Genomic DNA, 26992 nt, shown 5'->3' with positions numbered 1-26992 from the left:
TCAGCATGGAGGCATGCCGCCGCGTTCCCCCTACGACAACCTCGTCCACCCGCGCACGGTCAAGAAGCCGTCACCGCAGGTGGAGGCGGAGCACGACCTCGTGGTGGAGGACCCGAGCTCGGGCTTCGTCGGAGCCGTGGTGCGGTGCGAGAAGGACGTCGTCCACCTGGAGGACCGCTTCGGGAAGGTGCGCGCCTACCCCCTGGGCCCCGGCTTCTGGGTCGACGGCCGGCCGGTGGTCCTGGTGCGGCCCAAGCCGAAGGCGCCGGCCGGCCCGGCCCGCAGCGCATCCGGCTCCACCTACGTGGCCGGCGCCCGCGCCCGGGTCGCGCGCGAGGGCCGCATCTACGTCGAGGGCAAGCACGACGCCGAGCTCGTCGAGAAGGTGTGGGGCCACGACCTGCGGATCGAGGGCGTCGTCGTCGAGCCGCTGCACGGCGTGGACGACCTGCCGGGCATCGTGCGCGAGTTCCGCCCGTCCTCCGGCCGGCGGCTCGGCGTGCTCGTGGACCACCTGGTGCGCGGCTCCAAGGAGAGCCGGATCGCCGAGCAGATCACCGGCGAGCACGCCCTGGTCGTCGGCCACCCGTACATCGACATCTGGCAGGCGGTGAAGCCCTCGGTCGTCGGGATCGCGGCCTGGCCGACCGTGCCGAAGGGCGAGGACTGGAAGACCGGCGTCTGCAGGCGGCTGGGCTGGGAGGACGACACCGGCTACGTGTGGGCCCAGCGGATCCTGGCCCGCGTGCGCACCTGGACCGACCTCGAGCCGCAGCTGATCGGCCGGGTCGAGGAGCTCATCGACTTCGTGACGACGGACTAGCCCATCCGGCGGGCCATCGGCAGGCGGGACCGCACGAACAGGCCGGTGACGGCGACGGCCACCAGCGGGACGGCGATCCCGACGGCCGCCAGCACTCCCCACGGGACGTCCACCACCGGCTGGGCGCCCGAACCGTAGTCGGTGCTGGTCAGCGGGTAGGCGACCGCGATCCCGGGCGCGATGCCGACGAGCACCCCGAGCAGCGCCCCTCCCCCGCCGACCACCGCGGCCGAGGCCATCGCCATGAACCGGCGGGTCCGCGGCGCCGCGCCGACGGCGGCGAGGGTGGCGAAGTCCGGCCGGGCGTCGGTGAGCGCCAGCCCCGTGGCGGTGAGCGTGGCGATCAGCACCAGGGCGCCGCCGACCAGGACGAGGATCACGCGCGCCAGGGCGAGGTCGTCCTGCCAGCCCCGCTCGACGGAGATCCCGCCCTCGCCCGCCGTGACGGCCAGCGCCTCGTCGATCCGCTGCTCCTGCGCCTCGGTCACCGGGTCGTCCGGTCCGCCGGTGACCAGGCCGGTGGTCTCCACCGGGATCGGCAGCCGGTCCAGCAGGGACGGGGGGACGACGACGAGCGCGGGCACGCTGATCGCCCGCTGCGTGGCGCCGGGCAGCTGCACCTCCACCGCGGGCAGCTGCGCCGTGCCGAGCGTCGTGCTGCCGCCCGCGCCGTCGTACCGCGCGCCGGCCAGGGTCACCACCCCGTCCTCGCCGACGGCGCCGTCCCCGAGCACGGCGACCCGGCCGGCGTCGACCGCCGCCAGCACCTCATCGGGGACCTGGTCGCCGGCGACCGCACGCAGCGCGGCGGAGTCGGCGACGAGCAGCTCGCCGGCGGTCGTCATGACGTTCGACCCGACCGGGAACCAGCGGCAGGAGGTGACGGCGCCGGTGCAGCCGTCCTCGATCGCGACCAGTTCGTCCTGCACCCCCGTCCCGGCGTAGGTGTTGCCGCGCAGCCGGTGCACCGGACGGTCCGGCGCCTCGCCCTCCAGCACGGCCACCACCGCGTCCCAGTCGGATTCCGCCATGTCCGTGCCGCCGTGCACCTGACCCGCGCCCAGCGGGGCCGACGGCACGTAGTCGCGCCGCGCCTGGGCGCTGTCGCTGGCGCTGCCGATGACCAGCGCGGTGATGCCGGCGACCGTCGCCATGACGGCGGCGACGGCGGGCGCGGTCCGGCTGCGGTTCCGGGTGGCATCCCGGACGGCCAGCCGGCCGGGCACCGGCAGCCGCTCCGCGAGCGGGGCGAGCAGGCCCACCAACCAGGGGGTGGCGACCACGATGCCGATGATCAGCAGCGCCGCTCCGGCGGCGACGGCGAGTTCCGTGCCCCGCGCGCCGAGGACGACGAGGGCCAACCCCGCGGCGCCGGCCACCAGGCCGGCCACCGGGGAACGCCAGGAGGTGCGGATCTGCCCGCGCCGGCCGGCCAGGGCGTCGACGACGTCGGTGCGCGCCGCCTGCCGTGCCGGGAACCAGGCGGCCGCCAGCCCCGCGAGCACCGCGACCGCCACGACCAGCAGCACCTCGAGGACCGGGACGTCGAACGGCCCGAACACCAGGTCGGTGCGCGCCTCGATGACCGGGACCGCCGCGGCGGCCAACCCGATCCCGGCCGCCGCGCCCAGGACCCCGGCCCCGCCGCCGAGGACCACGCCGTTGGCGAGCACGATCCGGCGCAGGTCGCCGGCCGAGCCGCCGGTGGCGCCGATCAGGGCCAGGTCGCGCCGCTGCCTGCGGACGCCGACGGCGAAGGCGGGGCCGGCCAGCAGCACCACCTCCAGGACGAGTGCGGCCACGACCAGGGCGATGACCGCGATCTCGGCGGCATCGCTGCCCGGCTGGGAGTAGCCGACGGCCTGCGGCGGCAGCCAGGCGGCCTCCGGCGGCGGGTCCAGGGCCACCTCGCGGGAGAGGACGGAGAGCCCGCGCCGGTTGAGCGCCTGCACCGCGGCCCAGTCCAGACCCGCGGGCACGTCGGCGAAGAACCGGCTCAGCGGGTCGGACAGCAGGTCGGCGTCCTCGCCCGGGACGACGAGCAGGTCGCCGGACTCGAAGGGCCGGCGCACGACGCCGACGACCTCCGCGGGGACCTCGTCGCGGGTGAGCGCGACCTCCTCGCCGAGGCCGCCGACGCGGTCGGCGACGTCCGGGCTGACCGCGACCTCCCCGGGCCGGTCCGGGAGCCGGCCGTCGAGCACCTCGTAGCGGCCGTCGATCATCGGGTCCGCGGCGTCCTCGGCGTACGCCTCCACGCGGGCGTAGCCCCCGTCGGTGCGCAGGTAGAGCCAGCCGGTTGCGGCCTCCACCAACCGGGAACCGGCCGGGAGCAGGCCCTGCACCTCGTCCGCGGTCCACGGCGGGTCGGCGAACCGCCCCTTCCCCCAGACGATGCCCGTCGCGGGGTCGGCCCAGACCTCCTGCCGGGACTCCCCGGTGATCCGCACGTCGGCGCCACCGAGGCGTGCGGGCAGCTCCTCGGCCGCGGTGACGCCCTCGGTCCGGAACAGCGTGTCGCCCCCGGTGATCACCAGCACCGGCAACCCGACCATGAGCACGACCAGCAGCGTGCGGCCCCTGTGCCGCCGCGCGTCACGCCGCGCGATGCGCAGCGCCAGCCGCCACCGGGACAGCCAGCCGCTCACGCCCCGCCGCCGGCGGTCAGCAGCGACTCCGCCCCCGCGGCCGGGCCGCTCTGGTCGACCACGACGCCGTCGCGCAGGAAGACCACCCGGTCGGCCCACGCGGCGTGCCGGGCCTCGTGCGTGACGAGGACGCCGGCGGCGCCGGCCTCGCAGCGGGCGCGGAGCACGCGCAGCACCTCCTCGCCGGTGGTGGAGTCCAGCGCCCCGGTGGGCTCGTCGGCGAGGAGCAGCCGGCGCGGCCCCACCAGCGCGCGGGCGATCGCCACCCGCTGCTGCTGGCCGCCGGACATGTCGTCGGGGAAGCGCCCGGCGAGGTGGCCGACACCGACCTCGTCCAGCGCGTCGCGGGCCGCCCGCCGGGCGAGCCCGCCGCGGGTGCCGTCGAGCTCCAGCGGCAGCGAGACGTTCTCCAGCGCGGTGAGCGAGGGCAGCAGGTTGAGGTCCTGGAAGACGTACCCGATGCTGCGCCGGCGGACGGCGGCCACCTGGGCGGCCGACAGCTCGGCGAGGTCGCGGTCCTCGACCAGCACCCGGCCGGCGGTGGGGGTGTCGAGCCCGCCGGCGACGTGCAGCAGCGTGGACTTGCCCGACCCCGAGGGGCCCATGACCGCCACCAGCTCGCCGGGGTGCACCGCGAGGTCCACGCCGCGCAGCGCGTGCACGACCGTGTCGCCCTGCCGGTGCTCGCGGGTGACGCCGGACAGGACCAGCACCGGGGCGCTCACCGCCGCACCGCCGGACCGGTCGTGGAGACAGGGACGACGGCGTTCTGCGGACGGGCGGCGGCGGCCCGCGCGACGCGCGCCTCGCAGTGGTCCAGCCAGCGGATCTCGGCCTCGGCGCGGAAGACCAGCGAGTCGAGCACCAGCGACCAGGCGAGGTCGTCGCCGGCTGCGCGGGTCTTCAGCCGGGTGAGCTCCTGCAGCGCGGTCATCGTGCCGGTCCGCTGCGTCTGGACGACGGAGAGGACGTCGACGCCCGGCGTCGTCACGGCCAGCGCCAGCTTGATGGCCAGCTCGTCGCGCGGCGCGCCCTTGGGGCTGACCGGGGAGGCGAACCAGCCGCGCACCTCGGCGTGCCCGGTGTCGGTCAGCCGGTAGGCGATGCGGCCGTCGGGATCGGGGTCGCCGTCCTGGGCGACGAGGCCGTCGCGCTCGAGCCGGTCGAGGGTCGAGTAGACCTGCCCGACGTTCAGCGGCCAGGTGGCTCCGGTGGCAGCGTCGAACTCGGCGCGCAGCTGGTAGCCGTGGCGGGGACCGCGCTCCAGGAGCGCGAGCAGACCGTGTCGGATGGACATGGATACGGAGTATGCATACTCGGTATGCCCACGTCCAGCGTCTAGGCACCGACACGCGAACGGTCCCGTCCGCGGCGCGGACGGGCCCGTTCGGGGTGGTTCAGCCGGGGATGTAGTTGAAGGTGTCGGGATCGGGTCCGGTGCGCTCGGCGCGGTCCAGCCCGGTCAGCGTGGCCATGTCGTCCTGGCCCAGCTCGAAGTCGAACAGCGCGAAGTTCTGCGCCATGCGTTCGCGGGACACGGACTTCGGGAAGACGACGTCGCCGCGCTGGACGTGCCAGCGGAGCACGACCTGCGCCGGGGTCCGGCCCACCCGCTCGGCGATCGCGGTGATCGCCGGGTCGTCGAGGACCTTGCCCTGCGCGATGGGCGACCACGCCTCGGTGACGATGCCGTGCTGGGCGTCGAAGGCGCGGACGTCGTCCTGCGCGAGGTAGGGGTGCACCTCGATCTGGTTGACCGCCGGGACCACCTCGGTCTCGTCGAACAGCCGGTTCAGGTGGTGCGGGTTGAAGTTCGAGACGCCGATCGCGCGGCAGCGGCCGGACCGGTAGATCTCCTCCATCGCCTTCCAGGTCTCGACGTAGTCGACGTCGATGCCCGGCAGCGGCCAGTGGATGAGGAACAGGTCGAGCTGCTCGAGGCCGAGGTCGGCCAGCGTCCGGTCGAACGCGCGCAGGGCGTCGTCCCGGCGGTGGAAGCCGTTGTTGAGCTTGCTGGTGACGAAGACCTCGGCGCGGTCGAGGCCGGAGCGGGCGATCGCCTCGCCGACACCCTTCTCGTTGCCGTACATCTCGGCGGTGTCGATGTGCCGGTAGCCGACCTCGAGCGCCTGGGCGACGACGTCGGCGGTGTCCTCCGGCGGGACCTGGTAGACGCCGAAACCGAGCTGCGGGATCTCGACGCCGTTGTTGAGGGCGATGCCGGGCACTGGGGCAGAAGCCACAGGGATGTCCTTTCCACGGTCGGGGGGAGAGCCGGGGCCGCCGCGATCGGCGGTGCACAACCGGCCCGTCGCGCCCTACCCGTTGATGCGGTCCTCAACCAAGGTCGCGGCAGGAGAGCCCTCGGCCGCGTCGCGGGAGCGCAGCAACGGCGCCCCGAGCAGCGCGAGCACGGCGGCCATCGCCGCCGCCGTCGCGGGGACGGCGAAGGCCTCCTCGGCGCCCCACGCGTCGACGGCGGCCCCGGCCAGCGCCGAGCCGGCCGTGACACCGACGGTGAGCCCGGTGATCGTCCACGCCAGCGACTCGGTCAGCACGCCGGGGGCGACGCGCGACTCGACCAGCGAGGTTCCCGAGACCAGCACCGGTGCGATGGTCAGCCCGGCGAGGAACCCGCAGGCGACCAGCACCGGCAGCGAGCCGACGCCCCACAGCAGCTGCGCGGCCAGTGCGAAGGCGAGCGCCGTCCCGACGAAGCGCTGGGCCAGCGTGCCGGGCAGCTTCGCCAGGCCGTAGGCGAGCCCGGCGACCAGGCTGCCGCCCGCGAACACCGCCAGCACCAGGCCGGACAGCGCCTGCGCGCCCTCGTGCTCGGCGAACCCGACGACGACGACGTCGATCGCGCCGAACACGGTGCCCACCGCCAGGTAGGTGACCGTGACGACCAGCAGCGCCGGGGTCAGCACCGACCGGCGCCTGCGGGGCGCGGCGTCGTCGACCGGGTGCAGCGGCGGCTCGGTCGCGCGCAGCCCGGAGAGCCAGAAGCCGCCGACGACGCCGGAGACGATGCCGGTGAGGAAGCCGACCGGCGGGGCGATCAGCGTCGCCAGCAGCGTGACCAGGGGCGGGCCGAGCACGAAGACCACCTCGTCGGCGACGGCCTCGAAGGCGTAGGCGGTCTGCGTGCCCTCCCGGTCCAGCGCGGCGGACCAGCGCGCCCGCACCATCGAGCCGATGTTCGGCCCGAAACCGCCGGTGAGCGCGGCGAGCGCGAACCAGCTCCACCGCGGGGCACCGACCTCGACCGCGGTGACGAACGCGATCCCCGCCAGCAGCAGGCCGACCATGGCGACCCGCAGCACGGGGCCCTGGCCCCGGCGGTCCATCGCCCGCGCCCACTGCGGGCCGGCGAGCGCGAAGCTCAGCGCCAGGGTGCCCGACACCGCGCCGGCCACGCCGTAGCTGCCGGTCTCGCCCTCCACCAGGAGGACCGCGCCCAGACCCAGCATGGGGGCCGGGAGGCGGCCCACCCAGCCGGCGGCGGAGAAGGCGAGGGCGCCGGGAACGGCGAACAGGCGCAGGTAGGGACCGAACAGCTTGCGGGGGAACACGGGCTTCTCGCGCTTCCTGGCCACGGGCGAGTGCGGGTCTCGTGCTCCGCCGGGCTCTCGGGTGGCGGCGCGAGCCTAGCCGCGGCCGGGTGGACGGCGGCACCGCGTTTCGTCGTCCGCGCGGCTACATTCGGGCCATGACCGGCGCCGAGCTCCCCGATCCGGTGGTGCGCCGCGCCGACCCGGTGCCCGCCCCCGGGTCCGGCGGGCTGGTCGACCGGCACGGCCGGGTGGCCACCGACCTCCGCGTGTCGCTCACCGACCGCTGCAACCTGCGCTGCACCTACTGCATGCCGCCCGAGGGCCTCCAGTGGCTGCCCAAGGTGGAGCAGCTCACCGACGACGAGGTCGTCCGGCTGGTGCGCATCGGCGTCGAGCAGCTGGGCATCCGCGAGGTCCGCTTCACCGGCGGCGAGCCGCTGCTGCGGCCCGGCCTGCCGGGGATCGTGGCGGCGGCGACCGCGCTGCGGCCGCGACCCGAGGTGAGCCTCACGACGAACGCGATCGGCCTGTCGCGGATGGCGCCGGCGCTGGCGGAGGCCGGGCTCGACCGGATCAACGTCAGCCTCGACACCCTCGACCGCGACCGCTTCAAGCAGCTCACCCACCGCGACCGGCTCGACGACGTCCTGGCCGGGCTGGCGGCGGCGCAGGCGGCCGGGCTGACCCCGGTCAAGGTCAACGCCGTCCTGCTGCACGGCCTCAACGACGTCGACGCCGTCCCGCTGCTGGAGTTCTGCGTGGAGCACGGCTACCAGCTGCGCTTCATCGAGCAGATGCCGCTGGACGCGCACCACGCCTGGACCCGGGGCCGCATGGTCACCGCCGAGGACATCCTCGAGCGGCTCTCGGCCCGGTTCGCGCTGACGCCGGACTCCGAGGAGCGCGGCTCGGCGCCGGCGGAGCGCTGGCTGGTCGACGGCGGCCCGGCGACGGTCGGCGTCATCGCCTCGGTGACCCGCTCGTTCTGCGGCGCCTGCGACCGGACCCGGCTCACCGCCGACGGCCAGGTGCGCAACTGCCTGTTCGCCCGCGAGGAGTCCGACCTGCGGACGCCGCTGCGCGAGGGCGCCACCGACCAGGAGCTGGCCGACCGGTGGCGGATCGCGACCCTGGGCAAGCTGCCCGGCCACGGCATCGACGACCCCAGCTTCCTGCAGCCCAGCCGCCCCATGTCGGCGATCGGGGGCTGAGCGGTGTCGTCCACCCGCCCCGCCACCCCGGCGACCGTCACCGTGCGCTACTTCGCCGGGGCCCGCGCGGCCTCCGGCGTCGACACCGAGCAGCGCGAGGCCGGCTCGCTCGACGAGCTGGTCGGGCAGATCGTGGCCGACCACGGCGAGCGGCTGGAGCGGGTGCTGACGGCGTGCTCGTTCCTGGTCGACGGAACCACGACCCGCGACCGGGCGTTGGCCCTGACGCCGGGCGCCGTGGTGGACGTGCTGCCCCCGTTCGCAGGAGGCTGAGCGCATGAGCATCTTCGAGAAGGCCAAGGCCAAGGCGGAGGAGCTGCTCGGCCGGGCCGAGCAGGTGTACGGCGAGTCCCACGGCGATGCCGCGGCCACCGCCGCCGGCGAGGCGCACATCGCCGAGGCGGAGGCCGAGGAAGAGGCGCTGGAGCGCCGGGAGCACCCGCACCGCTCCGACGACGACGGGCTCGCCGGCGCGCGCTGACCGCCGGGTCCGCGGTTGGGCGGGGGCGCCGCGGGGAACAACGGTCGACATGGTTCCGGAAGGGATCAGCGACATGGCCCCGTGGCCGGACTGGTGCTCGGCCGCGGAGGGAGCGCTGCGCTTCCTGCACGAGCACGTCGGCTGGGACCTGTGGATGGTGACCCAGGTGGTCGACGGCCGGCAGGTGGTCCTGCTGGCCGAACCGCCCGACTCGGTGCGGCCGGGGCTGGTGCTGCCGTGGGCGGACAGCTTCTGCCGGCAGATGGTCGAGGGGACCGCGCCGCGGCTGGCGACCGTGACGGCCGCGGTGCCGGCCTACGCGTCCCGGACCACCGGGCCGCTCCAGGACATCGCGGCCTACGTCGGCATCCCGCTGGTCACCCGCGACGGCGAGCTGTTCGGCACGCTCTGCGGCGTCGCCTACCGGGCCAAGCCGCGCAGCGCGGTCCGTGAGCTGTCCGTCATCGAGGCAGCGGCCCGGATGCTGAGCACGCTGATGGCGGCCGGCATGGACCCGCCTCCGCTCCCGGAGCCCCTGACGTGATCAGGGGACGCCCGGTCAGGGGCAGGCGACCCACTCCTCCTCGCCGTCGGTGAAGACCTGCCGCTTCCAGATCGGCAGCCGCTTCTTCACCTCGTCGACGAGCTCCGCGCAGGCCGCGAACGCCTGACCGCGGTGCGAGGCGCTGACCGCGCAGGCCAGTGCCACGTCGCCGATGCCCAGCAGCCCGATCCGGTGGCTGACCGCGATGGCGTGCACGTCCTCGCGGGCCGCGAACTCCTCGGCCAGCTCCCGGATGACCTGCTCGGCGGTCGGGTGGCCCACGTACTCCAGCTCGGCGACCGAGCGGCCGCCGTCGTGGTCGCGGACCACCCCGGAGAAGCTGACGACGGCGCCGGCGGCCTTGTCGGCGACGGCCTCCTCGTGCTCGGCGACCGACAGCGGCGCGTCGACGACTCGGGCGATCATCGGGCTGGCGATCACGGCGCCGACGGTACCCCGGGCGGCGGGACGTCGAGGTCGGCCGGATCGGCCAGACCGGTGCAGTCGACCTCGGTCACCTCGTGCTCGGCGAGGTACCGGCGGGCGCCCTCGTCGCCGGTCGCGCTCCCGATGACGCCGGCCCAGTGCTCACGGCCCAGCAGCACCGGGTGGCTGCGGACGCCGTCGTAGGTGGCGACCGCGAGGGCGCCCGGCGCGGCGTGCGCGGCGACGGCGGCCAGCGCCGCCGGGGTCATGCCCGGCATGTCCACGAGGGTGATGAGCGCGGCGTCGACCGTGCCGGGGAACCCCCGCAGGCCCTCCAGCCCGGTGCGCAGGGAGGAGGCCATGCCGGTCTCCCACTCCGCGTTCGCGAGCACGGTGGCGCCGGTGAGGTCGGCGGTGCGCCAGACGTCGAGCGCCTGCGCACCGAGCACGACGAGCACGACGTCGCAGGCCGCCCGCGCCGTCCGCACCGCCCGCTCGACCAGCAGGCTCCCCTCGAACTCGACGAGGGCCTTGGGCATCCCGTAGCGGCGGCCGCCCCCGGCGGCCAGGACGACGGCGGCTGTGGTCATGCCCCCACCCTCTCAGCGCTCGTAGACGGACACCTCGGAGGCCTTGACCGCGGCCCACACCTCGTCGCCGGGGACCAGGCCCAGCTCCGCGAAGGCGGTCGCGGTGACGTCGCCGACCAGGGGCACCTCGCCGCCCAGGTCGCAGCGGACCGTCGCACCGTGCGGGGTCGCCCCGGTGAGCCGCAGCCGCCAGACGTTGCGGGGGCTGCCGTCCGGGCGGCTGCGGTACAGCGCGACGGACTCGGGGCGGACGGCGGCGAAGACCGGTCCGCGCACCTCCTCGGCGACCGCGACGACCCCGCCGTCGTCCAGCCGGACCGTCGTCCCCTCGCCCGTGCCCGGCAGCAGCGAGAGGCCGACCAGCCGCGCGACGTAGTCGGTGCGCGGGTGGCGGGCGACCTCCGCGGGCGCGCCCTCCTGCACGACCCGGCCGCCTTCGACGACGACGACCCGGTCCGCGAGCGCCATCGCGTCGACCGGATCGTGGGTGACGAGCACCGTGCTGCCCCGGAACGCGGCGAGGTGGCGGCGCAGCTCGGCGCGCACGGTCAGCCGGGTGCGGGCGTCCAGCGCGGACAGCGGCTCGTCGAGCAGGAGCAGGGCCGGATCCCCGACCAGCGCCCTGGCCAGCGCCGCCCGCTGCGCCTGACCGCCGGAGAGCTGCGCCGGCCGTCGGTCGCCCAGGTCGCCGAGGCCGACGCGGTCGAGCCAGGCCGCGGCGGCGGCCCGGCGTCCCGCCCTGGGCACGCCGCGGGTGCGCAGCCCGTAGCCGACGTTGTCCGTCACGCTGAGGTGCGGGAAGAGCAGCGCGTCCTGGAAGACCATGCCCAGTGCGCGGCGGTGCGGGGGCAGACGCGTTCCCGCGGGAACGTCGTCCCAGGGGTTCCCGTCGACGGTCACGCGCCCGTCGTCCGGGGGCAGCAGCCCGGCGAGCACCCGGAGCAGCGTCGACTTGCCGGCCCCGTTGGGGCCGAGGACGGCGAGCACCTCGCCGTCGGCGACCTCCAGGTCGAGTTCCACGTGCAACATCCCGCGCTGGACGCGCACCCGGGCGGAGAGGCTCACGACGCCGCCCCGCGCAGCCAGCGGTCGCGCAGCAGCAGGAGCGTGGCCAGGGAGACGCCGAGCAGCACCAGCGAGAGCACGACCGCGGCCTCCGGGTCGCGCTGCAGGGCGAGGTAGACGGCCAGCGGCATCGTCTGCGTGGTGCCCGGGAAGTTGCCGGCGAAGGTGATGGTGGCGCCGAACTCGCCGAGCGCGCGAGCCCAGCAGAGCACCGCGCCCGCGGCGATCCCGGGCGCGACCAGCGGCAGCGTGACCGTGCGGAACGTCGTCCACCGGTCGGCACCGAGGGTGGCCGCGACGTCCTCGAAGCGGGCATCGGCCGCGCGCAGCGCGCCCTCGACGCTGATGACGAGGAAGGGCATCGCGACGAACGTCTCGGCGATCACGACGGCGGTCGTGGTGAAGGGGATGGTGATCCCGAAGGCGTCGTCGAGCCAGCTGCCGACGATCCCCTGCCGGCCGAGCACCAGGAACAGCGCGACGCCGCCGACCACGGGCGGCAGCACCAGCGGCACGGTCACCAGGGCCCGGAGCACGCTGCGGCCGCGGATGCGCGAGCGGGCGAGCACCCAGGCCAGCGGGACGCCGAGCAAGAGGGACGCGCCGGTGGCCGCCGTCGCGGAGACGAGGGAGAGCCGCAGCGCCTCCCCCACGCCCGGAGCGGTGAGCTGCTCGCCCAGCGACGACCAGGGGGTGCGGACCAGCAGGCCGATCACCGGCAGGACCAGGAAGGCGACCGCCAGGGCCGCCGGCACCACCAGCGGGAGCGGGACGCCGGTGCCCTCGCGCGGCCGGCTCACGGTTCGCGGAAGCCGGCGTCGGCCAGCGCCTCGCGGCCGCGGTCGGAGCGCAGCAGCTCCACGAACGCCTGCGCCGCGGCAGGGTTGGGGGCGTCGGCGAGGACGCAGACGGGGTACACGTTGAGCGCCTCCTCCGCGTCCGGCACCGGGATGCCCTCGACCTCCCCGCCGGCGGTGGCGACGTCGGAGGCGTAGACGAGGGCGGCATCGACCTCGCCCAGCTCGACCTTGGTGAGGGCCGCGCGCACGTCCTCGTCGAGCGTGTCCGGGGCAGCCGTGATCCCGGCCGAGGCCAGCACCTGCTCGGCGGCGCTGCCGCAGGGGACCTCGGGGGCGCAGAGCGCGACCGCCAGCTCGTCGCGGCCCAGATCGGCCAGCCCGGTCACGCCGCCGGGGTTGCCGCGGGGGACGGCGATCTCGAGGACGTTGGCGGCGAAGACCTCCGGCCGGTCCGCCAGCCCGGCGTCGACCACCACCTGCATCTGCGGCTCGTCGGCCGAGGCGAAGACGTCCACCGGTGCGCTCTGGGTGATCTGGGTGGCCAGCGCGGAGCTGCCGGCGAAGTTGAACCGGACCTCGAGGCCGGCGTTCTCGTCCTCCAGCTGGTCGCCGAGCTCGGTGAAGACGTCGGTGAGCGAGGCCGCGGCGAAGACGGTGAGCGTGCCGCTCGGGCCGTTCCCGTCGTCGCCGGACGCGTCGGTACCGCAGCCGGCGAGGAGCCCGGTCGCGGCGAGCAGCGCGAGGCGGCGCCTCACGGCACGTCCACGCTGACCTGCGTGGCCTTGACCGTGGCCACGGCCCGCACGCCGACCTCCAGGCCGAGCTCGTCGGCGGCCTCCCGCGACATGAGCGAGACGATCCGGAAGGGCCCGGCCTGCAGCTCGACCTGGGCCATCACCGTGTCGCGCACGACACCGGTGACGATGCCGGTGAGCCGGTTGCGGGCCGACGACGGCGTCGTCCCGGGCTCGGGTGCCTCGCGCAGGCCCGCGGCCAGCCGGGCGAGCTCGACCCCGTCGACGGTGGCCGGTCCGCCGCCGTCCCGGTGCGCGGTGAGCCGTCCGGCGTCCAGCCACCGGCGGACGGTGTCGTCGCTCACCCCCAGCAGGGCGGCGGCCTCGGCGATCCGGTAGCGGTGCGGCACGGCGGCACTGTAGCTCCGCGACTGCGGATGTCCATAGGCGCAGCCCCTCCGCATCCGCGGAACAGCGGACCTGTGGACAGACCCTCGCCGTCCACAGGCCGTCGACCGCGCCGTCGGCGGGACGGGGCAGCATGCCGCACGTGGACGACGACGCCTGGCTCACGGACCTGCTCCGCCGCCGGTTCGACGCGGCTGCTGCCCAGGAGCTGGCCGCCCGCCTCGCCCGGCAGGTCCCCGACGTCGACGCGGGCGGGCTGACCACTCGTGCGCTGACCGAGGCGCTCGACGAGGTCTGGGAGCGCGGCTGGCAGCCGGCCGATGTCGCGCACGCGGCCCGGCGGGACGCCACCGCCGGGTCGGTCCCGCTCGTGGTCGCGCTGATCGGGGCGCACGCGCGGCGGACGGAGGCCGAGCGGCGGGCGCCGGCGGCCTGGGTGGAGCAGCTGCGCGACCTCGGTGCGCTCGACGCCGGCGACGGTGACGTCCTCCCGGAGTGGCAGCGGGCGCAGCGCCGTCCGCCGGCGGAGGCGTGGCGGATCGTGCTGCAGCTCGCCGGCGTCCTGCGCGGCGCCGCGCGGATCGAGGTGCTGGTGCCGCCGCCGTCGCGGTGGGGGCCGGCCCCGTCGGAGCCGGCCGCGCCGTCAGCGCCGGGCGAGGAGCGCGCCCTGCGCCGGATACGGGGGCTGCTGGCCAAGGCCGAATCCACCGAGTTCGCCGAGGAGGCGGAGGCGCTCACCGCGAAGGCGCAGGAGCTGATGACCCGGCACGCGGTGGACGCCGCCCTGCTCGACCCCGGCGCCCGCCCCGCCGGTGCGGGCGTGGACACGCGACGGGTGCACGTCGCCGACCCGTACGTCCGGGCCAAGATGCAGCTCCTCGCGGCGGTCGCCGAGGCCAACGACGTCCGGCTGGTCTGGTACCAGGGGCTCGGGATCGCCAACCTCGTGGGCGGGCGGGCCGACCTCGACGCCGTCGAGCTGCTGTTCACCTCGCTGCTGCTGCAGGTCGCCCAGGCCCTCGGTGCCGCCGAGCGGCGCGACGCCCGCGCTGCCGGCTCGCGGACGTTCCGTCGGGCCTTCCTGCTCGGCTACGGGCAGCGCGTCGGCGAGCGGCTGCAGACCGCGCGACGGGACGCCACCGCGGCCGCCGCCGCGGAGACCGGGGTGGACCTGCTGCCGGTGCTGCGCGACCGCCGCGAGGCGGTCGATGCGGCGCTCGCGGAGCTCTTCCCAAGAGTCCGCGCCGGCCGCAGCCGGTCGTCGGTCGACGCCGGCGGCTGGTACGCGGGGCGGTCGGCGGCCGAACGCGCCGATGTCGGGACCCGCCGCTCCCCGCTGACCTGAGCGCCCGCACGTTCCCGCGGGAACGTGCGCCGCGATGGCCCCGCCCAGCTTCAGCGCGCTGACCTGCGGAAACTGTCGGAGCCCGCTCCTACTGTTCGAACATGGGTGCGAATGCGGACGGCGGCCGGGTGCCGCTGGCGGAGCTGGCGCTGGCGATCACCACCGGGGCGGTGCGGATGGCGGCGGCCACCGCTGCCTGGTTGCGGCTGGTGCGGGACTTCGACGAGCTGGAGGGCTGGGCCGGGGCGGGCATCACGTCCTGCGCGCACTGGCTGGCCTGGCAGTGCGGCATGGGGCCGGGCGCGGCCCGGGAGCACGTGCGCGTGGCCCGGGCCCTGGCCGGCCTGCCGCGGATCGAGGCCGCCTTCGCCGCCGGCCGGCTCTCGTTCTCCAAGGTGCGGGCGCTGACCCGGATCGCCGATCCGTCCTGTGAGCAGCCGCTGCTGGAGTTCGCGCTCACCGCGACGGCGTCGCAGACGGAGCGGTTCTGCCGGTCCTGGCGCCGGGTCGACGACGCCGCCGACCACACCCGGCGCGGGCAGCGCGAGCAGTCCTTCGAGCACTGGTTCGACGACGACGGCACGCTCACCATCAAGGTCCGCATGCCGGCCGACCGGGGCGCGGAGGTGATGACCGCGATCGAGTCCCGGGTCGAGCGAGACGCCCGCCGTGAACGCGCCCAGGCCGAGCTGGCCGCCGCCGCGCACGAGCGGATCCGCGCCGCGGGCGGCAGCGTCGACCCGGAGGTCGAGCAGCGGTGCCTGGACGACACCACCGCCCCGCTGGTGCGGGAACGCACCACCGCCCGCCGCATCGCCGCGTTCGCCGACCTGGTCACCCGCCCCGACACCGACCGGCGGGCCGGCGACCCACCCCGTCGCGAGGTCGTCGTGCACGTCGACGCCGACGTGCTGGCCGCCGACACCGCGGCCGGGCGCGCCTACGTCGACGGCGGGCCGGCGCTCACCGCCGCCCAGGCCCGGCGGCTGCTGTGCGAGGCCACCGTCGTCGCGATGATCGAGCGCGGCCGCGAGCCGCTGGCCCTGGGCCGGCGTCGCCGGCTGGCCAGCAAGGCGCAGAGGCAGGCGCTGCTGCGCCGGGACGGCGGCTGCGTGCGGCCGGGCTGCCCGGAAACCCGCATCGAGCGGCTGCACGCCCACCACACCCGGCACTGGATCTTCGGCGGGCGCACCGACATCGAGGGCATGGTGCTGCTCTGCGACGTCGACCACGGCCTCGTGCACGACCACGACCTGGTGATCAGCCGCCGGAACGGCACCCTCGTGGTCACCGGTCCGGACGGGCGCCGGGTCTGGGGCGGCGCCGACGCCGCGTTCACCACCGGTCTGGACGGACCCGCACCCGACCCGGCCGGCGGCGACGACCCCTTCGCCGGCGTCCACCCGGTCGACACGACCGCGGGCCGGCGCCCCGGCGGCGCTCCCGCGGCCGGCGAGATCCCCAGCGCGACGGAACCCGCCACCGGTCCAGGTGCCCACCTCCTCACCCGACGCCCGCTGCCGGCCGGTCCGGCACGGAGGACGCCCTCGCGCCACCCGCGGTCGAGGCCCACCGAACGGCGATCCGAGCTCCGACCGCGCCGGCGGCCCGGGCCGCGGCGTGCACCGACCGCCTCGACCGCCACGTCGCGGGCAGCGGAACGGGAGAGCAGGCGGATCGACCGGGCGCTCTTCCCCGACGGAGCACCCGCGCTGCACGTCCCCGGCAACGTGCCCCACGAGCGGCTGGACATGGCCTACGCGATCGGTGTCCTCATGACCAACCGCGACCTCGTCCGCCGGCTCGCCGCGGAGCAGGAGGTCCGCACCCGCACCGGCGTTCCCGCGGGAACGCCGTGAGCCGCACCTCTCCGCGCGACCGACCCGAACCCGCGTTCCCGCAGGAACGCGGGTGAGCACGGGCACCGTTTGCCGCGGCGCGGCACCGGGGACACGGAGCCGGTGCCGCGCACCTCGCCCTCCGCCCCGTCCGACGTCGACCCCGCGGAGGAGAAGCCCGCGGAGGAGAACCCCGCGGGGGCCACCGCCTCGGTCCGCACCCGCCGCATCCGCGAGTTCGCCCGCGACGTCCTCGGCTACGAGAGCTTCCGGCCGGGCCAGGAACTAGCGATGCAGGCGGTCGTCGGCGGGCACGACACCCTCGCCGTCCTGCCCTCGGGCGCCGGCAAGACGGCGATCTACCAGGTCGCCGGTCAGCTCCTCGACGGCCCGGTCGTGGTCGTCTCGCCGCTGATCGCCCTGCAGCGCGACCAGGTGGACCGGCTCACCGAGCTCGAGGACCGCGCCGGCCGCGCGGCCCAGCTCAACTCCACGCTCTCGGCCGGCGACCACCGCGAGGTGCTCGAGCAGGTCGGTGACGGAACGGTCCGCTTCGTCTTCCTCGCCCCCGAGCAGCTGGCCAAGCCGGAGGTGGTCGACGCGCTCGAGGCCGCGCACCCCGCCCTCTTCGTCGTCGACGAGGCGCACTGCGTGAGCGCCTGGGGTCACGACTTCCGCCCCGACTACCTGAGACTCGGCCCCGTCGTCGAGCAGCTCGGCCACCCGACCGTCCTCGCGCTCACCGCCACCGCCGCCCCGCCGGTGCGGGCCGAGATCGTCGAGCGGCTGGGCATGCGCGAGCCGGAGATCGTGGTCGCCGGGTTCGACCGGCCCGAGATCCGGCTGGAGGTCGAGCAGCACGCCGACGCCCACGGCAAGGACCGCGCCGTCCTCGACCGGGTGCTCGCCGAGATCGGGGAGGGCCGCGGCCCGGGCATCGTCTACAGCGCCACCCGCAAGGGCACCGAGCAGATCGCCGCCGACCTGGCCGACCGCGGGCTGCGCGCGCGGCACTACCACGCAGGCCTGAACAAGGGCGACCGCGAGGACACCCAACGGGCGTGGATGGACGACGAGCTGGACGTCGTCGTCGCGACCACCGCGTTCGGCATGGGCATCGACAAGCCCGGCACCCGCTTCGTCGTCCACGCCGAGCCGGCGGACTCGATCGACAGCTACTACCAGGAGATCGGCCGGGCCGGTCGCGACGGCGACCCGGCCCTCGCCCTGCTCGTCTACCGGCAGGAGGACCTCGGCCTGCGCCGCTTCTTCGCCGCCGGCGCCCCCGCCGAGGAGGAGCTGCAGCAGGTCGCCGGGCTGGTGGCCGCCGCCCCCGCCGCCGGCCTCGAGGACGGCGTCGACGTCAAGACCCTCCGCGAGGAGACCGGCCGGGCCGCCACCCCGCTGGCCCGCGACCTCAACCTGCTCGAGCAGGTCTCCGCCGTCGTCCTGGACGAGGACGGCGCCGCGCACCCCGCCGACGGCGCCCCCAGCCCGGGCGACGCCGCCGCGGCCGCCCGCGAGCTCGCCGAGCACCACGAGCGGGTCGACCAGAGCCGCGTCGAGATGATGCGCGGCTACGCCGAGACCACCGAGTGCCGCCGCCAGTTCCTGCTCGGCTACTTCGGCGAGCAGCTCGACGAGCCCTGCGGCAACTGCGACAACTGCGACGCCGGCACCGCCCAGGAGCACCCGGGCGCCGACGACCACGACACCCCGTTCCCGGTCGAGACGCCGGTCGAGCACAGCGAGTGGGGCCCCGGCGTCGTCATGCGCGTCGAGGACGACCGGATCACCGTGCTGTTCGACGAGGTCGGCTACAAGACCCTCGGGCTGGCCGCCGTCGTCGACAACGACCTGCTGCGCGCCCGCGGCTGAACGGCTCTCGAGCTGCGGGCACCGCGCCGGGGCTTGATCATCAGCACCAGGACGGGTCGGCGCCTCGAAGGAACGGGCCGGACGACCCCAGGAGGAGGAGTGCACGCGTGAAGGTCCTCGGCATCAACGCGATCTACCACGACCCCGCGGCGGCCCTCGTCGTCGACGGGAAGACCGTGGCCGCCGCGGAGGAGGAGCGGTTCAGCCGGCGCAAGCACGGCAAGCGACCGCTGCCCTGGAGCGCCTGGGAGCTGCCCGAGCTCTCCGCCGCCTGGTGCCTGGCCCAGGCCGGCATCCGCCCCGAGGAGCTCGACGCGGTCGCCTACTCGTTCGACCCGGGCCTGATGACGACGCCCGAGGAGACCGGCCTGTTCGACGACGGCGACGTCATGCGCAAGCAGTACGCCGAGATGGCCCCGGACTTCCTCGCCCACGCGCTGCCCGGCCTGGACCCCGCCAAGGTCCGCTTCGTCAAGCACCACGTCGCGCACGCCGCGTCCGCCGGGCTCGCCGCCCCGCAGCGGGACAACGCCGTCCTCGTCCTCGACGGCCGCGGCGAGGCGCACAGCCACCTGGCCGGCCGCTACGTCGACGGGCAGTTGGAGGTCCTCGCCGGGCAGGCGCTCCCCCACTCGCTGGGCCTGATGTACGAGGAGCTCACCGACCACCTCGGCTTCCTGCGCAGCTCCGACGAGTTCAAGGTCATGGCGATGGCCTCGTACGGCAAGCCGCGCTTCCTCGGCGAGCTGTCGGAGCTGATCCGCGCGACCGACGACGGCGGGTTCCGCACCGAGAAGATCGACTTCGCCGAGTTCGCGCCCCGCCTCGGCAAGGGCGACGACTGGACGGAGGCGCACGCCGACCTCGCCGCCAGCGTGCAGACCCGCCTCGAGGAGGTGCTCGTCGACCTCGCCCGCTGGGTGCACGAGCAGACCGGGGAGAAGACCCTGACCCTGGCCGGCGGCACCGCGCTCAACTGCGTCGCCAACACCCGCATCCTGGCCGAGAGCCCGTTCGAGCAGGTCTGGGTGCAGCCGGCGGCCGGCGACGCCGGCACGGCCCTGGGTGCCGCGCTGCACGTGGCCCGCGAGCTCGGTGAGCAGACCCAGCCGATGCCCGGCGCCGCGCTCGGCCGCGGCTGGAGCGACGACGAGATCGAGCAGGTCCTCGTCACCGCGGCGATCGACTACGAGCGCCCGGACGACGTCGCCGAGGCGGTCGCGGAGGTGCTCGCCGACAACGGCATCGTCGCCTGGCTCCAGGGGCGCAGCGAGTACGGCCCCCGCGCGCTGGGCCACCGCTCGCTGCTGGCCCATCCCGGGCACGAGGCCAACCTCGAGCGGATGAACAACGTGAAGGGCCGCGAGCAGTTCCGCCCCGTCGCGCCCATGGTGCTGCTGGAGCGGGCGCCGGAGATCTTCAGCCGGGGACCCATCCCGTCGCCGTACATGCTCTTCGTGCACGACGTCGCCGAGGAGTGGCGCGAGCGCATCCCCACGGTCACCCACGTCGACGGGACGGCGCGGATCCAGACCATCGACCCCGACAAGCAGCCGCTGGTGCACCGCATGATCTCCGCGTTCGAGCGGCGCACGGGCATCCCGGTCGTGGTCAACACCAGCCTCAACACCGCCGGCCGGCCGATGGTCGACGACCCGCGCGACGCCCTGGAGTGCTTCGGCTCGGCTCCGGTCGACCTGCTCGCCATCGGCCCGTTCGTCGTCCGCCGGGCGAAGGCCACCTCGCGCACCGGCGACTGACCGGGACCCGGCCCGGCGCGGCGAACCGCCGGGCCGGTCGGCGCCGAACACGGGGGGATCCGTCCGTCCCGCCGCCGGTCCGGGTGACGATCCGGTTGCGAGACCCCCGACCGGGTGATCTGCCGTTACCGCAGGTCCGGCCAGGGGTACAGCGGATCACGACCGTCCAGAACCGGCGGCACACCTACCTCCGGGAGGAACACATGGCCGCATCCGCGGACCGCTCCGCCGCACGTCGGGGCAAGACCTGGCCCGAGCTGCTGGCGCTCGCCTTCGGTGCGATCTACCTGCTGATCGGCATCGTCGGCTTCTTCATCACCGGGTTCGGGAACTTCTTCGGCAACGAGAACGGCGCCACCGCCCACCACGTGGACGAGAACCTGCTCGGGTTCATGATCAACCCGTTCCACAACGTGGTGCACATCCTGATCGGTGCTGCCGGTCTGCTCCTGGCCCGCACGCTGGCCGGGGCCCGCACCTACGGCTGGCTGCTGGCCGTGGGCTACGGCGCCGCGTTCATCTACGGCCTGTTCGCCGTCGGCGAGGACTGGGACTTCCTGAACCTCAACGGCGCGGACAACGTCCTGCACATCCTGACCGCCGCGGTGGGCCTCGCCATCGCGCTGGGACCGGTGAACGACCGGGCGGACGCCCGTCGCGCCTGACCCGCGCCCGGCACGACCGACCGACGATCCGGCCCTCCTCCCTCCGCGCACGCGGGGGGAGGAGGGCCGGACCGCGTCCGGGCACGGAACGCGCGCCCGGCGGCTCCCGACCCTGGCGGGAGGGGACGAACGGCTCTCCGGCCGCCCCCGTCACCCGCCCAGACTGGACGGCGTTCGAGGTCCCACTCCGCCGAGGAGCGCGCCGTGAGAGCAACCCGGTCTGCCATCGTCCTCGCCGTCATCGGTGTGCTGCTCCTGGCCGCGGCCGCGGTCGTGCGCTTCGCCGTCGTCCCGGCGGTCAGCAAGCTGCCCACCGACCTCGACATCACCCTGGAGTTCTAGGGCACCTACTCCGGCCTCGATCCCGCCGCGCTCTCCGGCCAGAGCGCCCAGGTGCTCGTCCAGGACGTGCCGGTCACCGCCACCCGCCAGGTGACCGCCGACTCCGTGGACGGCGACACCATGGTCGTGACCAGGACCCTCGAGCGCAGCATCGGCGGCACGGAGGAACCCGCCCAGGAGCTGCGCTACGCCGTCGACCGGGAGACCGCGGAGTCGGTCGCCCCGCCGGACGACGCGGAGGGCGTCCTGGACAGCGAGGGCCTGGTCTTCACGCTGCCGATCGACCCGTCCACCGACGACGGCGAGTACACGCTGTGGGACCAGACCACCGAGACCGCCAACCCGCTGGAGTACGCGGGCACCGAGACCCTCGAGGGGCGCACCGTCCGCGAGTTCCGGTCCACCGCGGCGGGGCCGGTGGCCGATCCCGAGGCGCTGGGCCTGCCGACGGCGCTGCCGCGTGCCGCGCTGGCCGCCCTCGGCCCGGCGCTGGCCGACCTGGTCCCGCCCCAGGTGGCCGCCCAGCTGCCGGCGATCCTGCCGCAGCTGCCCGCGCAGATCCCCCTGAGCTACGACTCCAGGACCGAGGCCACCCTCTTCGCCGACGCCGAGCTGGGCGCCACCATCTCGGGCGCGAGCACCCAGGAGATCACCGCCCGGCTGGCCCTCGGCCCGACCGAACTGGAGGTGCCGTTCTCCACCGTCGAGCTCGCCTCCACCGACCGGTCGATCAGCGACCGCGCCTCCGACACCGCCGACAGCGCGACCCAGCTGACGCTCATCGGCACGGTGGCGCCGCTGGTCGCGCTCGGGCTCGGCCTGCTCCTGCTGGTCCTCGCGGCGTTCCTGGCCCGGCGGGCCGCCACCCGGCGCGGCAGCACCCCGCCGCCGGCCGCCACCCCCGCGTCGCGTCCCCGCCAGCGGGTGTGAGCCCGGGGGCGCCGTGGACGACGACCCGGTCCTGCGCGCGCTGGCCGACGACGACCCGCGCCTGTCGAGCATGCTGCGCCGTGGACGGCCGCGGCGCCGGGCGTGGTGGCCGCTGGTGCCGGCACTGCCGGTCGCGGCCTTCGTGCTGCTGCCCCCGACGACCGCCGTCGGCGTCCTGGCCGTCGCCACCGTCGTCCTCGCGCCGCTGGCCGTCCTCTAGCTGCTGTCCCAGACCCCGCCGCCACCCCCGGGCTGACCGGCCGCGCACCCCCGGTGCGACGCGGGTCACGTCCGCCGCTAGCGTGCGGGCATGGACTTCGCTCTCTCCGCCAAGGCCGAGGACGCCTGCGCCCGTGCGTGGGACTTCATGCGCGAGCACGTGTTCCCCGCCGAGCCCGTCTACGACGCCTGGCGCGCCGAGCGGGGCCACGACAACCACGAGCACCCGCCGGTCCTGGAGGAGCTGAAGGCCGAGGCGCGCAAGCGCGGGCTGTGGAACCTCTTCCACCACGAGCTGGGCGGGCTGTCCAACCTGGAGTACGCCTCCGTCGCCGAGATCACCGGCTGGTCGCCGGTCATCGCCCCCGAGGCGATGAACGTGGGCGCGCCGGACACCGGCAACATGGAGACGCTCATGCTGTTCGGCACGCCCGAGCAGAAGGAGCGCTGGCTCGACCCGCTGCTCGAGGGCGAGATCCGCTCGGGCTTCGCGATGACCGAGCCCGACGTCGCCAGCTCCGACGCGCGCAACATCCAGACCTCGATCGTCCGGGACGGCGACGAGTACGTGATCAACGGCCGCAAGTGGTGGACCTCGGGTGCCGCCGACGAGCGGTGCCAGATCTTCATCGTCATGGGCAAGACCGACCCCGACGGGCCGCCGCACCGGCAGCAGTCGATGGTCCTCGTCCCCCGCGACACCCCCGGCCTGGAGATCATCCGGCACCTGCCGGTCTTCGGGTACCAGGACCAGCACGGACACTCGGAGCTGCGGTTCACCGACGTCCGCGTGCCGGTCGGCAACATCCTGTCCGGCGAGGGCGACGGCTTCATGATCGCCCAGGCCCGGCTGGGCCCCGGCCGGATCCACCACTGCATGCGCGCCATCGGCATGGCCGAGCGGGCGCTCGCGCTCATGGTGGAGCGGACCAAGAACCGGGTGGCGTTCGGCCGTCCGCTGGCCGACCAGGGCACCGTGCGCGAGGCGATCGCGCTGTCCCGCATCGAGATCGACCAGGCGCGCCTCTACGTGCTCAAGACCGCCGACCTGATCGACAAGTACGGGGCCAAGGGCGCCAAGACCGAGATCTCCGCGATCAAGGTGGCCGCACCGCGGGTGGCCCTCGACGTCATCGACCGCGCCATCCAGGTGCACGGCGGCGCCGGCGTCAGCAACGACACCGTGCTCGCCCGGTTCTACGCCTCGGCGCGCACGCTGCGGATCGTCGACGGCCCCGACGCCGTGCACATCCGCGGCGTCGCCAAGGAGGAGCTCGCCCGGGAGCGCCCCTTCACCGGCTGATCCCGCGCTCGGGGGCCTACGGCGCGACCGTGCCCCCGAGCGAGCCGCCGGCCAGCTTCGCCATCAGCTGGGTGCGGTCGAGCCCGACCGCGGCGAGCGCATCGGCGTCCCGAGCGGTGTCCAGCCGATCGGGGAGCTCGGCCTCCACGCGGTCGGCGGTGTCGTTGTCGCCCTCGGTGCGCAGGATCCGCACCAGCTCCTGCCTGTCGAGTTCCACGACCGCGAGTGTGACGCGGCTCACCTGCTGCCGCAAAGCGACGGTCAGCCGCCGGTCGTCGCCCGCCGGTGGAGGAACCCGCCGACCCCGGCGACGACGAGGCCGACCACGAGTTGCGCGATGCCCCAGCCGGACCGGTCGCTGCCGAACCATGTCACCGACGAGAGCAGCAGGACGACGGCGACGCCGAGCACGAACAGCGCGATCTGCCGCTCCCGGCGGGAGTTCCGGGAGGGTTCGGGAGAGCCGGAGGTCATGCGTCCGGGTCTACCAGACGCGCAGCGGTGGTCCCGAGCGGGCAGACCAGCAGGATCTCGTCGCGGTCGTCGCCCGGGGCCACCCGGATCGCCCCCGGCAGCCGGCCGACCTCGGTGTAGCCGAGGCCGCGGTAGAAGGCGTCGACGCCGGTGCCGTCCCGGGTGGAGAGGGTGAGGAACTCGTAGCCGCGCTCACGCGCGATGCGGTGCACGCCCAGCACGAGCGCCCGGCCCAGGCCGTCCCCCTGCCGCGACGGGTGCACCTGCACGCGCACCACGCTGCCCCAGTGCCGGCGCAGCGGGCTGCCGTTGGCCGTCAGCGCCGCGAACCCGGCGGTGGCGCCGTCGACCGCGAGCACGCAGAGCACGTCGCGGCCGGCGGCCGCGCCCTCCACCAGCTTGTCGAGCACCGGCGCGACGTCGTCCGCGGTGACCGGCGGGACGAACCCGACCGCGCCGCCGGCGTTGGTGACGTCGACCCAGCAGGCCAGCAGCTCGGCCCGGAGGGTGTCGTCGACGGCGGTCACGGGGCGGACGTCGACCTCGGGCACGCCCCCATCCTCCCGCGCGGCGCGCGGGCGCCTGCCCGCGGGGCTTGTCAGGCAAGCAGCTGCTTGCCTATGCTCCGGTCGTGGGCGACGTGTTCAAGGCCCTCGCCGATCCGACCCGCCGCGCGATCCTCGACGAGCTGCAGGAGCGCTCCGGCCAGACGCTGTTCGAGCTGATCAACCGGCTGGTCTCCCGGCACGGGCTCAGCTCCTCGCGCCAGGCCGTCTCCCAGCACCTCGACGTCCTCGAGGCCGCCGGGCTGGTCCGGACCCGGCGCGAGGGCCGCTACAAGTTCCACGACCTGGACACCTCACCCCTGCGCGCCATCACCGAGCGGTGGCGCATCCCACCCGCCACCGACCCCCGAGGAGGGACCCCGTGCGGATCACCCTGACCAGCGTGCACGTCGACGACCAGGAGAAGGCGCTGCGCTTCTACACCGACGTGCTCGGCTTCGTGAAGAAGAACGACGTGCCGCTCGGCGAGCACCGCTGGCTCACCGTCGTCTCCCCCGAGGCCCCCGACGGCGTGGAGCTCGTGCTCGAGCCCGACCAGCACCCCGCCGCGCAGGCGTACAAGAAGGGGCTCGTCGCCGACGGGATCCCGTACAACTCCTTCACCGTGGCCGACGTGCAGCAGGAGTACGAGCGGCTGACCGCCCTCGGCGTCCGGTTCACCCAGCCGCCCACGCAGATGGGCCCGGTCACCACCGCCGTCCTCGACGACACCTGCGGCAACCTGGTGCAGATCGCCGCCATGTGACGGGGGTCAGCCGTTCTTCGACGGCGGCTTCCCGGCGGCCAGCGCCTCCTCGGCCTGCACCCGGTCGTAGGCGCAGGCGTCGCCGACCTCGGTGACGACCTCCCCGCCGGCCTCCGGCGGCGCCGAGCCCGTCGACGGCTCGCCACCGGAGACCCCGTCCCCCGTCCCGTTGCCGTCGTCCGGCGCACCGGACGGCGCACCGGACGGCGCCGCCGGCGCGGGGTCGAGGGCCGCCGACACGATCGAGCGCATCAGGTCGTAGTCCGGGTAGGCCGGGGTGATCACCGAGACGTCGAAGACCACGCTGCGGATCTCGGCGTCCTTGACCAGGAAGCCGAGGTCGACGAAGTCGCCCAGCGCCGACCGGGGGATGTCGGTGAACAGGATGTCCTGCGTCATGCGCGCCAGCTCCTGGTACTTCGTGAGCAGGGTGCCGGGATCGGCGGCGTCGACGATCGCACCGATGGTGCAGCGCTGCCGCGCCATCCGGTCGTAGTCGGTCAACCCGAAGCGGCCGCGGGCGAACTGCAGCGCGGTGAACCCGTCCATGTGCTGGTCGGGGCCCGGCGCGATGTAGTCGTCGGGGAGCTCGCCGGTGCCCGGGTCCCCGTTGATCGGCACCCAGTAGTTGACGTTGACCGTGATGCCGCCCAGCGCGTCGACCAGCCGGCTGAACCCGTCGAGGTTGACCAGCACGTAGTAGTCGATGTCCAGCCCGAGCGCCTCGCCGACGCCGAGCTTGAGGAAGTCGGCGCCGGGGTTGTCGGTGGGGCCCAGGATGTCGGGGTGCTGCGCCGGGCCGTTGCGGTACACCGCGTTGAGCAGGCTCTCGCTCTCGCTGCCGGCGTCGAAGCCCTCGGGGTAGACGGCGGCCAACGGGCTGTCCGCCGGGAACGGCAGCTCCTCGAGGTTGCGCGGCAGGCTGAACAGCGTCGTGTCACCGGTGTCGGTGTCGATGCTGGCCACGATCACCGTGTCGGTGCGCACCCCCTCGCGCCCCTCGCCGCCGTCCCCGCCCAGCAGGAGCACGTTCACCCGCTCCTGGTCCCCGAACGGGTCGGGGGAGTCGTCGACGGTCGCCGACTGCCCGTCGTCGGTGAACACCCCGGCGATGAGGTCGCGCTGCGTCATGGCCAGCCGCCCGGTGAACACCGCCGGCGCGACGACGGCGGCGACCAGCACGAGCACGACGGCGGCGCCGAGCACGTGCCGCCCCCGCCCGGTGCCGCGCGGCACCAGCAGCACGTAGCCGGCGACGACGACGGCGCACCACAGGGCGGCGACCACCGCGATCGCCACCACGATCCAGGTCAGCGAGCCGGTGTCGACCGCCGCGCGCACCGCCGTCCGCCGTCCGCCGGTCGCCAGCCACACCGCGAGGCCGCCCAGCAGCAGGAACACCGCGAGCACGATGCCGCCGAGCAGGCGACGGCGCGCGGCGAGGAAGCCGGTGCCGGGGAGCACCGCGTTGAGCGCGGTCCAGCCGAGCGCGCTGCCGAAGCTGCGAGCTCGCGCCGGGCGCGAGGGTGGGGACCCGGGGGCCTGCTCGGGGGTCGCGGGATCGGTGCTCACGCGGCCGCCGCGGCGGAGGGGTCCCGGGTCACCAGGCCATGCTCCCACCACCGGCCCCACCTGCGCCCCGG

General features: G+C 75.2%; 30 protein-coding genes and 1 pseudogene. 16 read left to right on the top strand and 15 right to left on the bottom strand.

Features of this window, described 5'->3' with window-relative positions; translation table 11 throughout:
• Positions 1-13 precede the first annotated feature (13 nt).
• Positions 14-823, top strand: coding sequence for a DUF3097 domain-containing protein (locus tag DQ241_RS01540; RefSeq protein WP_113828394.1), 810 nt, complete (start codon positions 14-16; stop codon positions 821-823).
• On the opposite strand, the gene DQ241_RS01535 is transcribed toward DQ241_RS01540, so the two are convergent.
• From DQ241_RS01535 to DQ241_RS01515, 5 genes are all read right to left on the bottom strand, one after another.
• On the bottom strand, positions 820-3471 hold the full coding sequence (locus tag DQ241_RS01535; protein WP_113828393.1) for an FtsX-like permease family protein: 2652 nt from the start codon (positions 3469-3471) through the stop codon (positions 820-822). The genes DQ241_RS01540 and DQ241_RS01535 overlap by 4 nt on opposite strands.
• On the bottom strand, positions 3468-4196 hold the full coding sequence (locus DQ241_RS01530; protein WP_113828392.1) for an ABC transporter ATP-binding protein: 729 nt from the start codon (positions 4194-4196) through the stop codon (positions 3468-3470). The genes DQ241_RS01535 and DQ241_RS01530 overlap by 4 nt, the downstream gene beginning before the upstream one ends.
• Positions 4193-4768 carry a PadR family transcriptional regulator gene (locus DQ241_RS01525; RefSeq protein ID WP_113828391.1) on the bottom strand — a complete coding sequence of 192 codons (576 nt, stop codon included), beginning with the start codon at positions 4766-4768 and terminating at the stop codon, positions 4193-4195. The genes DQ241_RS01530 and DQ241_RS01525 overlap by 4 nt, the downstream gene beginning before the upstream one ends.
• Positions 4769-4868: 100 nt before the next feature.
• Positions 4869-5714 (bottom strand): aldo/keto reductase, encoded by an 846-nt coding sequence (locus tag DQ241_RS01520; RefSeq protein ID WP_233492143.1) that lies wholly within the window; start codon positions 5712-5714, stop codon positions 4869-4871.
• Between the two features lie 75 nt (positions 5715-5789).
• A complete protein-coding gene (locus DQ241_RS01515) occupies positions 5790-7067 on the bottom strand; it encodes an MFS transporter (RefSeq protein ID WP_233492142.1) in 1278 nt (425 codons plus the stop codon).
• Positions 7068-7180: 113 nt separating this feature from the next.
• On the opposite strand from DQ241_RS01515, the gene moaA reads away from it, so the two are divergent.
• From moaA to DQ241_RS01495, 4 genes are all read left to right on the top strand, one after another.
• Positions 7181-8236, top strand: coding sequence for a GTP 3',8-cyclase MoaA (gene moaA, locus DQ241_RS01510; protein ID WP_199583969.1), 1056 nt, complete (start codon positions 7181-7183; stop codon positions 8234-8236).
• Between the two features lie 3 nt (positions 8237-8239).
• Positions 8240-8509 (top strand): MoaD/ThiS family protein, encoded by a 270-nt coding sequence (locus DQ241_RS01505; protein ID WP_113828389.1) that lies wholly within the window; start codon positions 8240-8242, stop codon positions 8507-8509.
• A 4-nt stretch (positions 8510-8513) separates the two neighbouring features.
• On the top strand, positions 8514-8717 hold the full coding sequence (locus DQ241_RS01500; RefSeq protein WP_113828388.1) for a hypothetical protein: 204 nt from the start codon (positions 8514-8516) through the stop codon (positions 8715-8717).
• Between the two features lie 73 nt (positions 8718-8790).
• Positions 8791-9261: a histidine kinase gene (locus DQ241_RS01495; protein ID WP_233492141.1), complete on the top strand. Its 471-nt coding sequence runs from the start codon at positions 8791-8793 to the stop codon at positions 9259-9261.
• A 15-nt stretch (positions 9262-9276) separates the two neighbouring features.
• Here the strand turns inward: DQ241_RS01495 and DQ241_RS01490 are convergent, their stop codons facing one another.
• Genes DQ241_RS01490 through DQ241_RS20990 form a run of 6 tightly spaced genes read right to left on the bottom strand, consistent with a single transcriptional unit; the run spans position 9277 to position 13286 of the window.
• Positions 9277-9702, bottom strand: coding sequence for a molybdenum cofactor biosynthesis protein MoaE (locus DQ241_RS01490; RefSeq protein WP_233492140.1), 426 nt, complete (start codon positions 9700-9702; stop codon positions 9277-9279).
• A complete protein-coding gene (locus tag DQ241_RS01485; RefSeq protein WP_113828386.1) occupies positions 9699-10277 on the bottom strand; it encodes an NTP transferase domain-containing protein in 579 nt (192 codons plus the stop codon). The genes DQ241_RS01490 and DQ241_RS01485 overlap by 4 nt, the downstream gene beginning before the upstream one ends.
• 12 nt (positions 10278-10289) lie before the next feature.
• Complete coding sequence (locus tag DQ241_RS01480; protein ID WP_113828385.1) at positions 10290-11342, bottom strand: ABC transporter ATP-binding protein; 1053 nt, start codon at positions 11340-11342, stop codon at positions 10290-10292.
• Positions 11339-12142 carry an ABC transporter permease gene (locus DQ241_RS01475; RefSeq protein WP_113828384.1) on the bottom strand — a complete coding sequence of 268 codons (804 nt, stop codon included), beginning with the start codon at positions 12140-12142 and terminating at the stop codon, positions 11339-11341. Before DQ241_RS01475 ends, DQ241_RS01480 begins: the two co-directional genes overlap by 4 nt.
• A complete protein-coding gene (gene modA, locus DQ241_RS20995) occupies positions 12139-12897 on the bottom strand; it encodes a molybdate ABC transporter substrate-binding protein (protein ID WP_113828383.1) in 759 nt (252 codons plus the stop codon). The genes DQ241_RS01475 and modA overlap by 4 nt, the downstream gene beginning before the upstream one ends.
• Positions 12894-13286: a molybdopterin-binding protein gene (locus DQ241_RS20990; RefSeq protein ID WP_233492139.1), complete on the bottom strand. Its 393-nt coding sequence runs from the start codon at positions 13284-13286 to the stop codon at positions 12894-12896. Before DQ241_RS20990 ends, modA begins: the two co-directional genes overlap by 4 nt.
• Before the next feature lie 140 nt (positions 13287-13426).
• On the opposite strand from DQ241_RS20990, the gene DQ241_RS01460 reads away from it, so the two are divergent.
• The 9 genes and pseudogenes from DQ241_RS01460 (at position 13427) to DQ241_RS01420 (ending at position 23564) form a co-directional block, all read left to right on the top strand.
• Positions 13427-14629, top strand: a complete 1203-nt coding sequence (locus DQ241_RS01460) for a DUF2786 domain-containing protein (RefSeq protein ID WP_158545851.1) — start codon at positions 13427-13429, stop codon at positions 14627-14629.
• Positions 14630-14730: 101 nt separating this feature from the next.
• The gene (locus DQ241_RS01455) at positions 14731-16488 is read left to right on the top strand and encodes an HNH endonuclease signature motif containing protein (protein ID WP_199583967.1); all 1758 of its coding nucleotides are present in this window, start codon (positions 14731-14733) and stop codon (positions 16486-16488) included.
• Between the two features lie 102 nt (positions 16489-16590).
• On the top strand, positions 16591-18345 hold the full coding sequence (locus tag DQ241_RS01450; RefSeq protein ID WP_113828895.1) for an ATP-dependent DNA helicase RecQ: 1755 nt from the start codon (positions 16591-16593) through the stop codon (positions 18343-18345).
• Between the two features lie 107 nt (positions 18346-18452).
• Positions 18453-20105 (top strand): carbamoyltransferase C-terminal domain-containing protein, encoded by a 1653-nt coding sequence (locus tag DQ241_RS01445; protein WP_113828380.1) that lies wholly within the window; start codon positions 18453-18455, stop codon positions 20103-20105.
• 203 nt (positions 20106-20308) lie between these two features.
• Positions 20309-20770, top strand: coding sequence for a DUF4383 domain-containing protein (locus DQ241_RS01440; protein WP_113828379.1), 462 nt, complete (start codon positions 20309-20311; stop codon positions 20768-20770).
• A 204-nt stretch (positions 20771-20974) separates the two neighbouring features.
• Positions 20975-21112, top strand: a complete 138-nt coding sequence (locus DQ241_RS01435) for a DUF3068 domain-containing protein (RefSeq protein WP_113828378.1) — start codon at positions 20975-20977, stop codon at positions 21110-21112.
• Positions 21113-21133: 21 nt separating this feature from the next.
• Positions 21134-22042, top strand: a pseudogene (locus DQ241_RS01430) (porin PorA family protein); the annotation flags it as partial.
• A gap of 13 nt (positions 22043-22055) precedes the next feature.
• Entirely contained in the window at positions 22056-22262 is a 207-nt protein-coding gene (locus DQ241_RS01425; protein ID WP_113828376.1) for a hypothetical protein, read from the top strand.
• Between the two features lie 90 nt (positions 22263-22352).
• Positions 22353-23564, top strand: a complete 1212-nt coding sequence (locus DQ241_RS01420) for an acyl-CoA dehydrogenase family protein (protein ID WP_113828374.1) — start codon at positions 22353-22355, stop codon at positions 23562-23564.
• Positions 23565-23580: 16 nt separating this feature from the next.
• Here the strand turns inward: DQ241_RS01420 and DQ241_RS01415 are convergent, their stop codons facing one another.
• The 3 genes from DQ241_RS01415 to DQ241_RS01410 are packed head-to-tail and all read right to left on the bottom strand — an operon-like array spanning position 23581 to position 24589.
• Complete coding sequence (locus tag DQ241_RS01415) at positions 23581-23781, bottom strand: hypothetical protein (protein WP_113828894.1); 201 nt, start codon at positions 23779-23781, stop codon at positions 23581-23583.
• A 44-nt stretch (positions 23782-23825) separates the two neighbouring features.
• Positions 23826-24038, bottom strand: a complete 213-nt coding sequence (locus tag DQ241_RS20750) for a hypothetical protein (protein ID WP_199583965.1) — start codon at positions 24036-24038, stop codon at positions 23826-23828.
• Entirely contained in the window at positions 24035-24589 is a 555-nt protein-coding gene (locus DQ241_RS01410) for a GNAT family N-acetyltransferase (RefSeq protein ID WP_199583963.1), read from the bottom strand. Before DQ241_RS01410 ends, DQ241_RS20750 begins: the two co-directional genes overlap by 4 nt.
• A gap of 80 nt (positions 24590-24669) precedes the next feature.
• Between DQ241_RS01410 and DQ241_RS01405 the strand changes: the two genes are divergently transcribed.
• Together DQ241_RS01405 and DQ241_RS01400 are read left to right on the top strand one after the other, a co-directional pair.
• Positions 24670-24981, top strand: a complete 312-nt coding sequence (locus DQ241_RS01405) for a helix-turn-helix transcriptional regulator (RefSeq protein WP_113828372.1) — start codon at positions 24670-24672, stop codon at positions 24979-24981.
• Positions 24966-25349 (top strand): VOC family protein, encoded by a 384-nt coding sequence (locus tag DQ241_RS01400; protein ID WP_113828370.1) that lies wholly within the window; start codon positions 24966-24968, stop codon positions 25347-25349. The genes DQ241_RS01405 and DQ241_RS01400 overlap by 16 nt, the downstream gene beginning before the upstream one ends.
• 6 nt (positions 25350-25355) lie before the next feature.
• Here DQ241_RS01400 and DQ241_RS01395 read toward each other — a convergent pair whose 3' ends face one another.
• Positions 25356-26921, bottom strand: a complete 1566-nt coding sequence (locus DQ241_RS01395; protein WP_113828368.1) for an LCP family protein — start codon at positions 26919-26921, stop codon at positions 25356-25358.
• Between the last annotated feature and the right edge of the window lie 71 nt (positions 26922-26992).

The organism is Blastococcus sp. TF02A-30, from assembly GCF_003319185.1.
Taxonomy (GTDB): Bacteria; Actinomycetota; Actinomycetes; order Mycobacteriales; family Geodermatophilaceae; genus Blastococcus.
The sequence above is the reverse complement of the archived record's forward strand: the minus strand, read 5'-3'. Positions and strand labels throughout refer to the sequence as shown.

What these genes read in the sequence shown, in the direction of transcription:
- DQ241_RS01500 (WP_113828388.1), top strand. Translation starts at nt 8,514, where the DNA reads ATGAGCATCTTCGAGAAGGCCAAGGCCAAGGCGGAGGAGCTGCTCGGC.
- DQ241_RS01495 (WP_233492141.1), top strand. Translation starts at nt 8,791, where the DNA reads ATGGCCCCGTGGCCGGACTGGTGCTCGGCCGCGGAGGGAGCGCTGCGC.
- DQ241_RS01525 (WP_113828391.1), bottom strand. Translation starts at nt 4,768, where the DNA reads ATGTCCATCCGACACGGTCTGCTCGCGCTCCTGGAGCGCGGTCCCCGC.
- DQ241_RS01455 (WP_199583967.1), top strand. Translation starts at nt 14,731, where the DNA reads ATGGGTGCGAATGCGGACGGCGGCCGGGTGCCGCTGGCGGAGCTGGCG.
- moaA (WP_199583969.1), top strand. Translation starts at nt 7,181, where the DNA reads ATGACCGGCGCCGAGCTCCCCGATCCGGTGGTGCGCCGCGCCGACCCG.
- DQ241_RS20750 (WP_199583965.1), bottom strand. Translation starts at nt 24,038, where the DNA reads ATGACCTCCGGCTCTCCCGAACCCTCCCGGAACTCCCGCCGGGAGCGG.
- DQ241_RS01485 (WP_113828386.1), bottom strand. Translation starts at nt 10,277, where the DNA reads ATGACCACAGCCGCCGTCGTCCTGGCCGCCGGGGGCGGCCGCCGCTAC.
- DQ241_RS01440 (WP_113828379.1), top strand. Translation starts at nt 20,309, where the DNA reads ATGGCCGCATCCGCGGACCGCTCCGCCGCACGTCGGGGCAAGACCTGG.
- DQ241_RS01420 (WP_113828374.1), top strand. Translation starts at nt 22,353, where the DNA reads ATGGACTTCGCTCTCTCCGCCAAGGCCGAGGACGCCTGCGCCCGTGCG.
- DQ241_RS01540 (WP_113828394.1), top strand. Translation starts at nt 14, where the DNA reads ATGCCGCCGCGTTCCCCCTACGACAACCTCGTCCACCCGCGCACGGTC.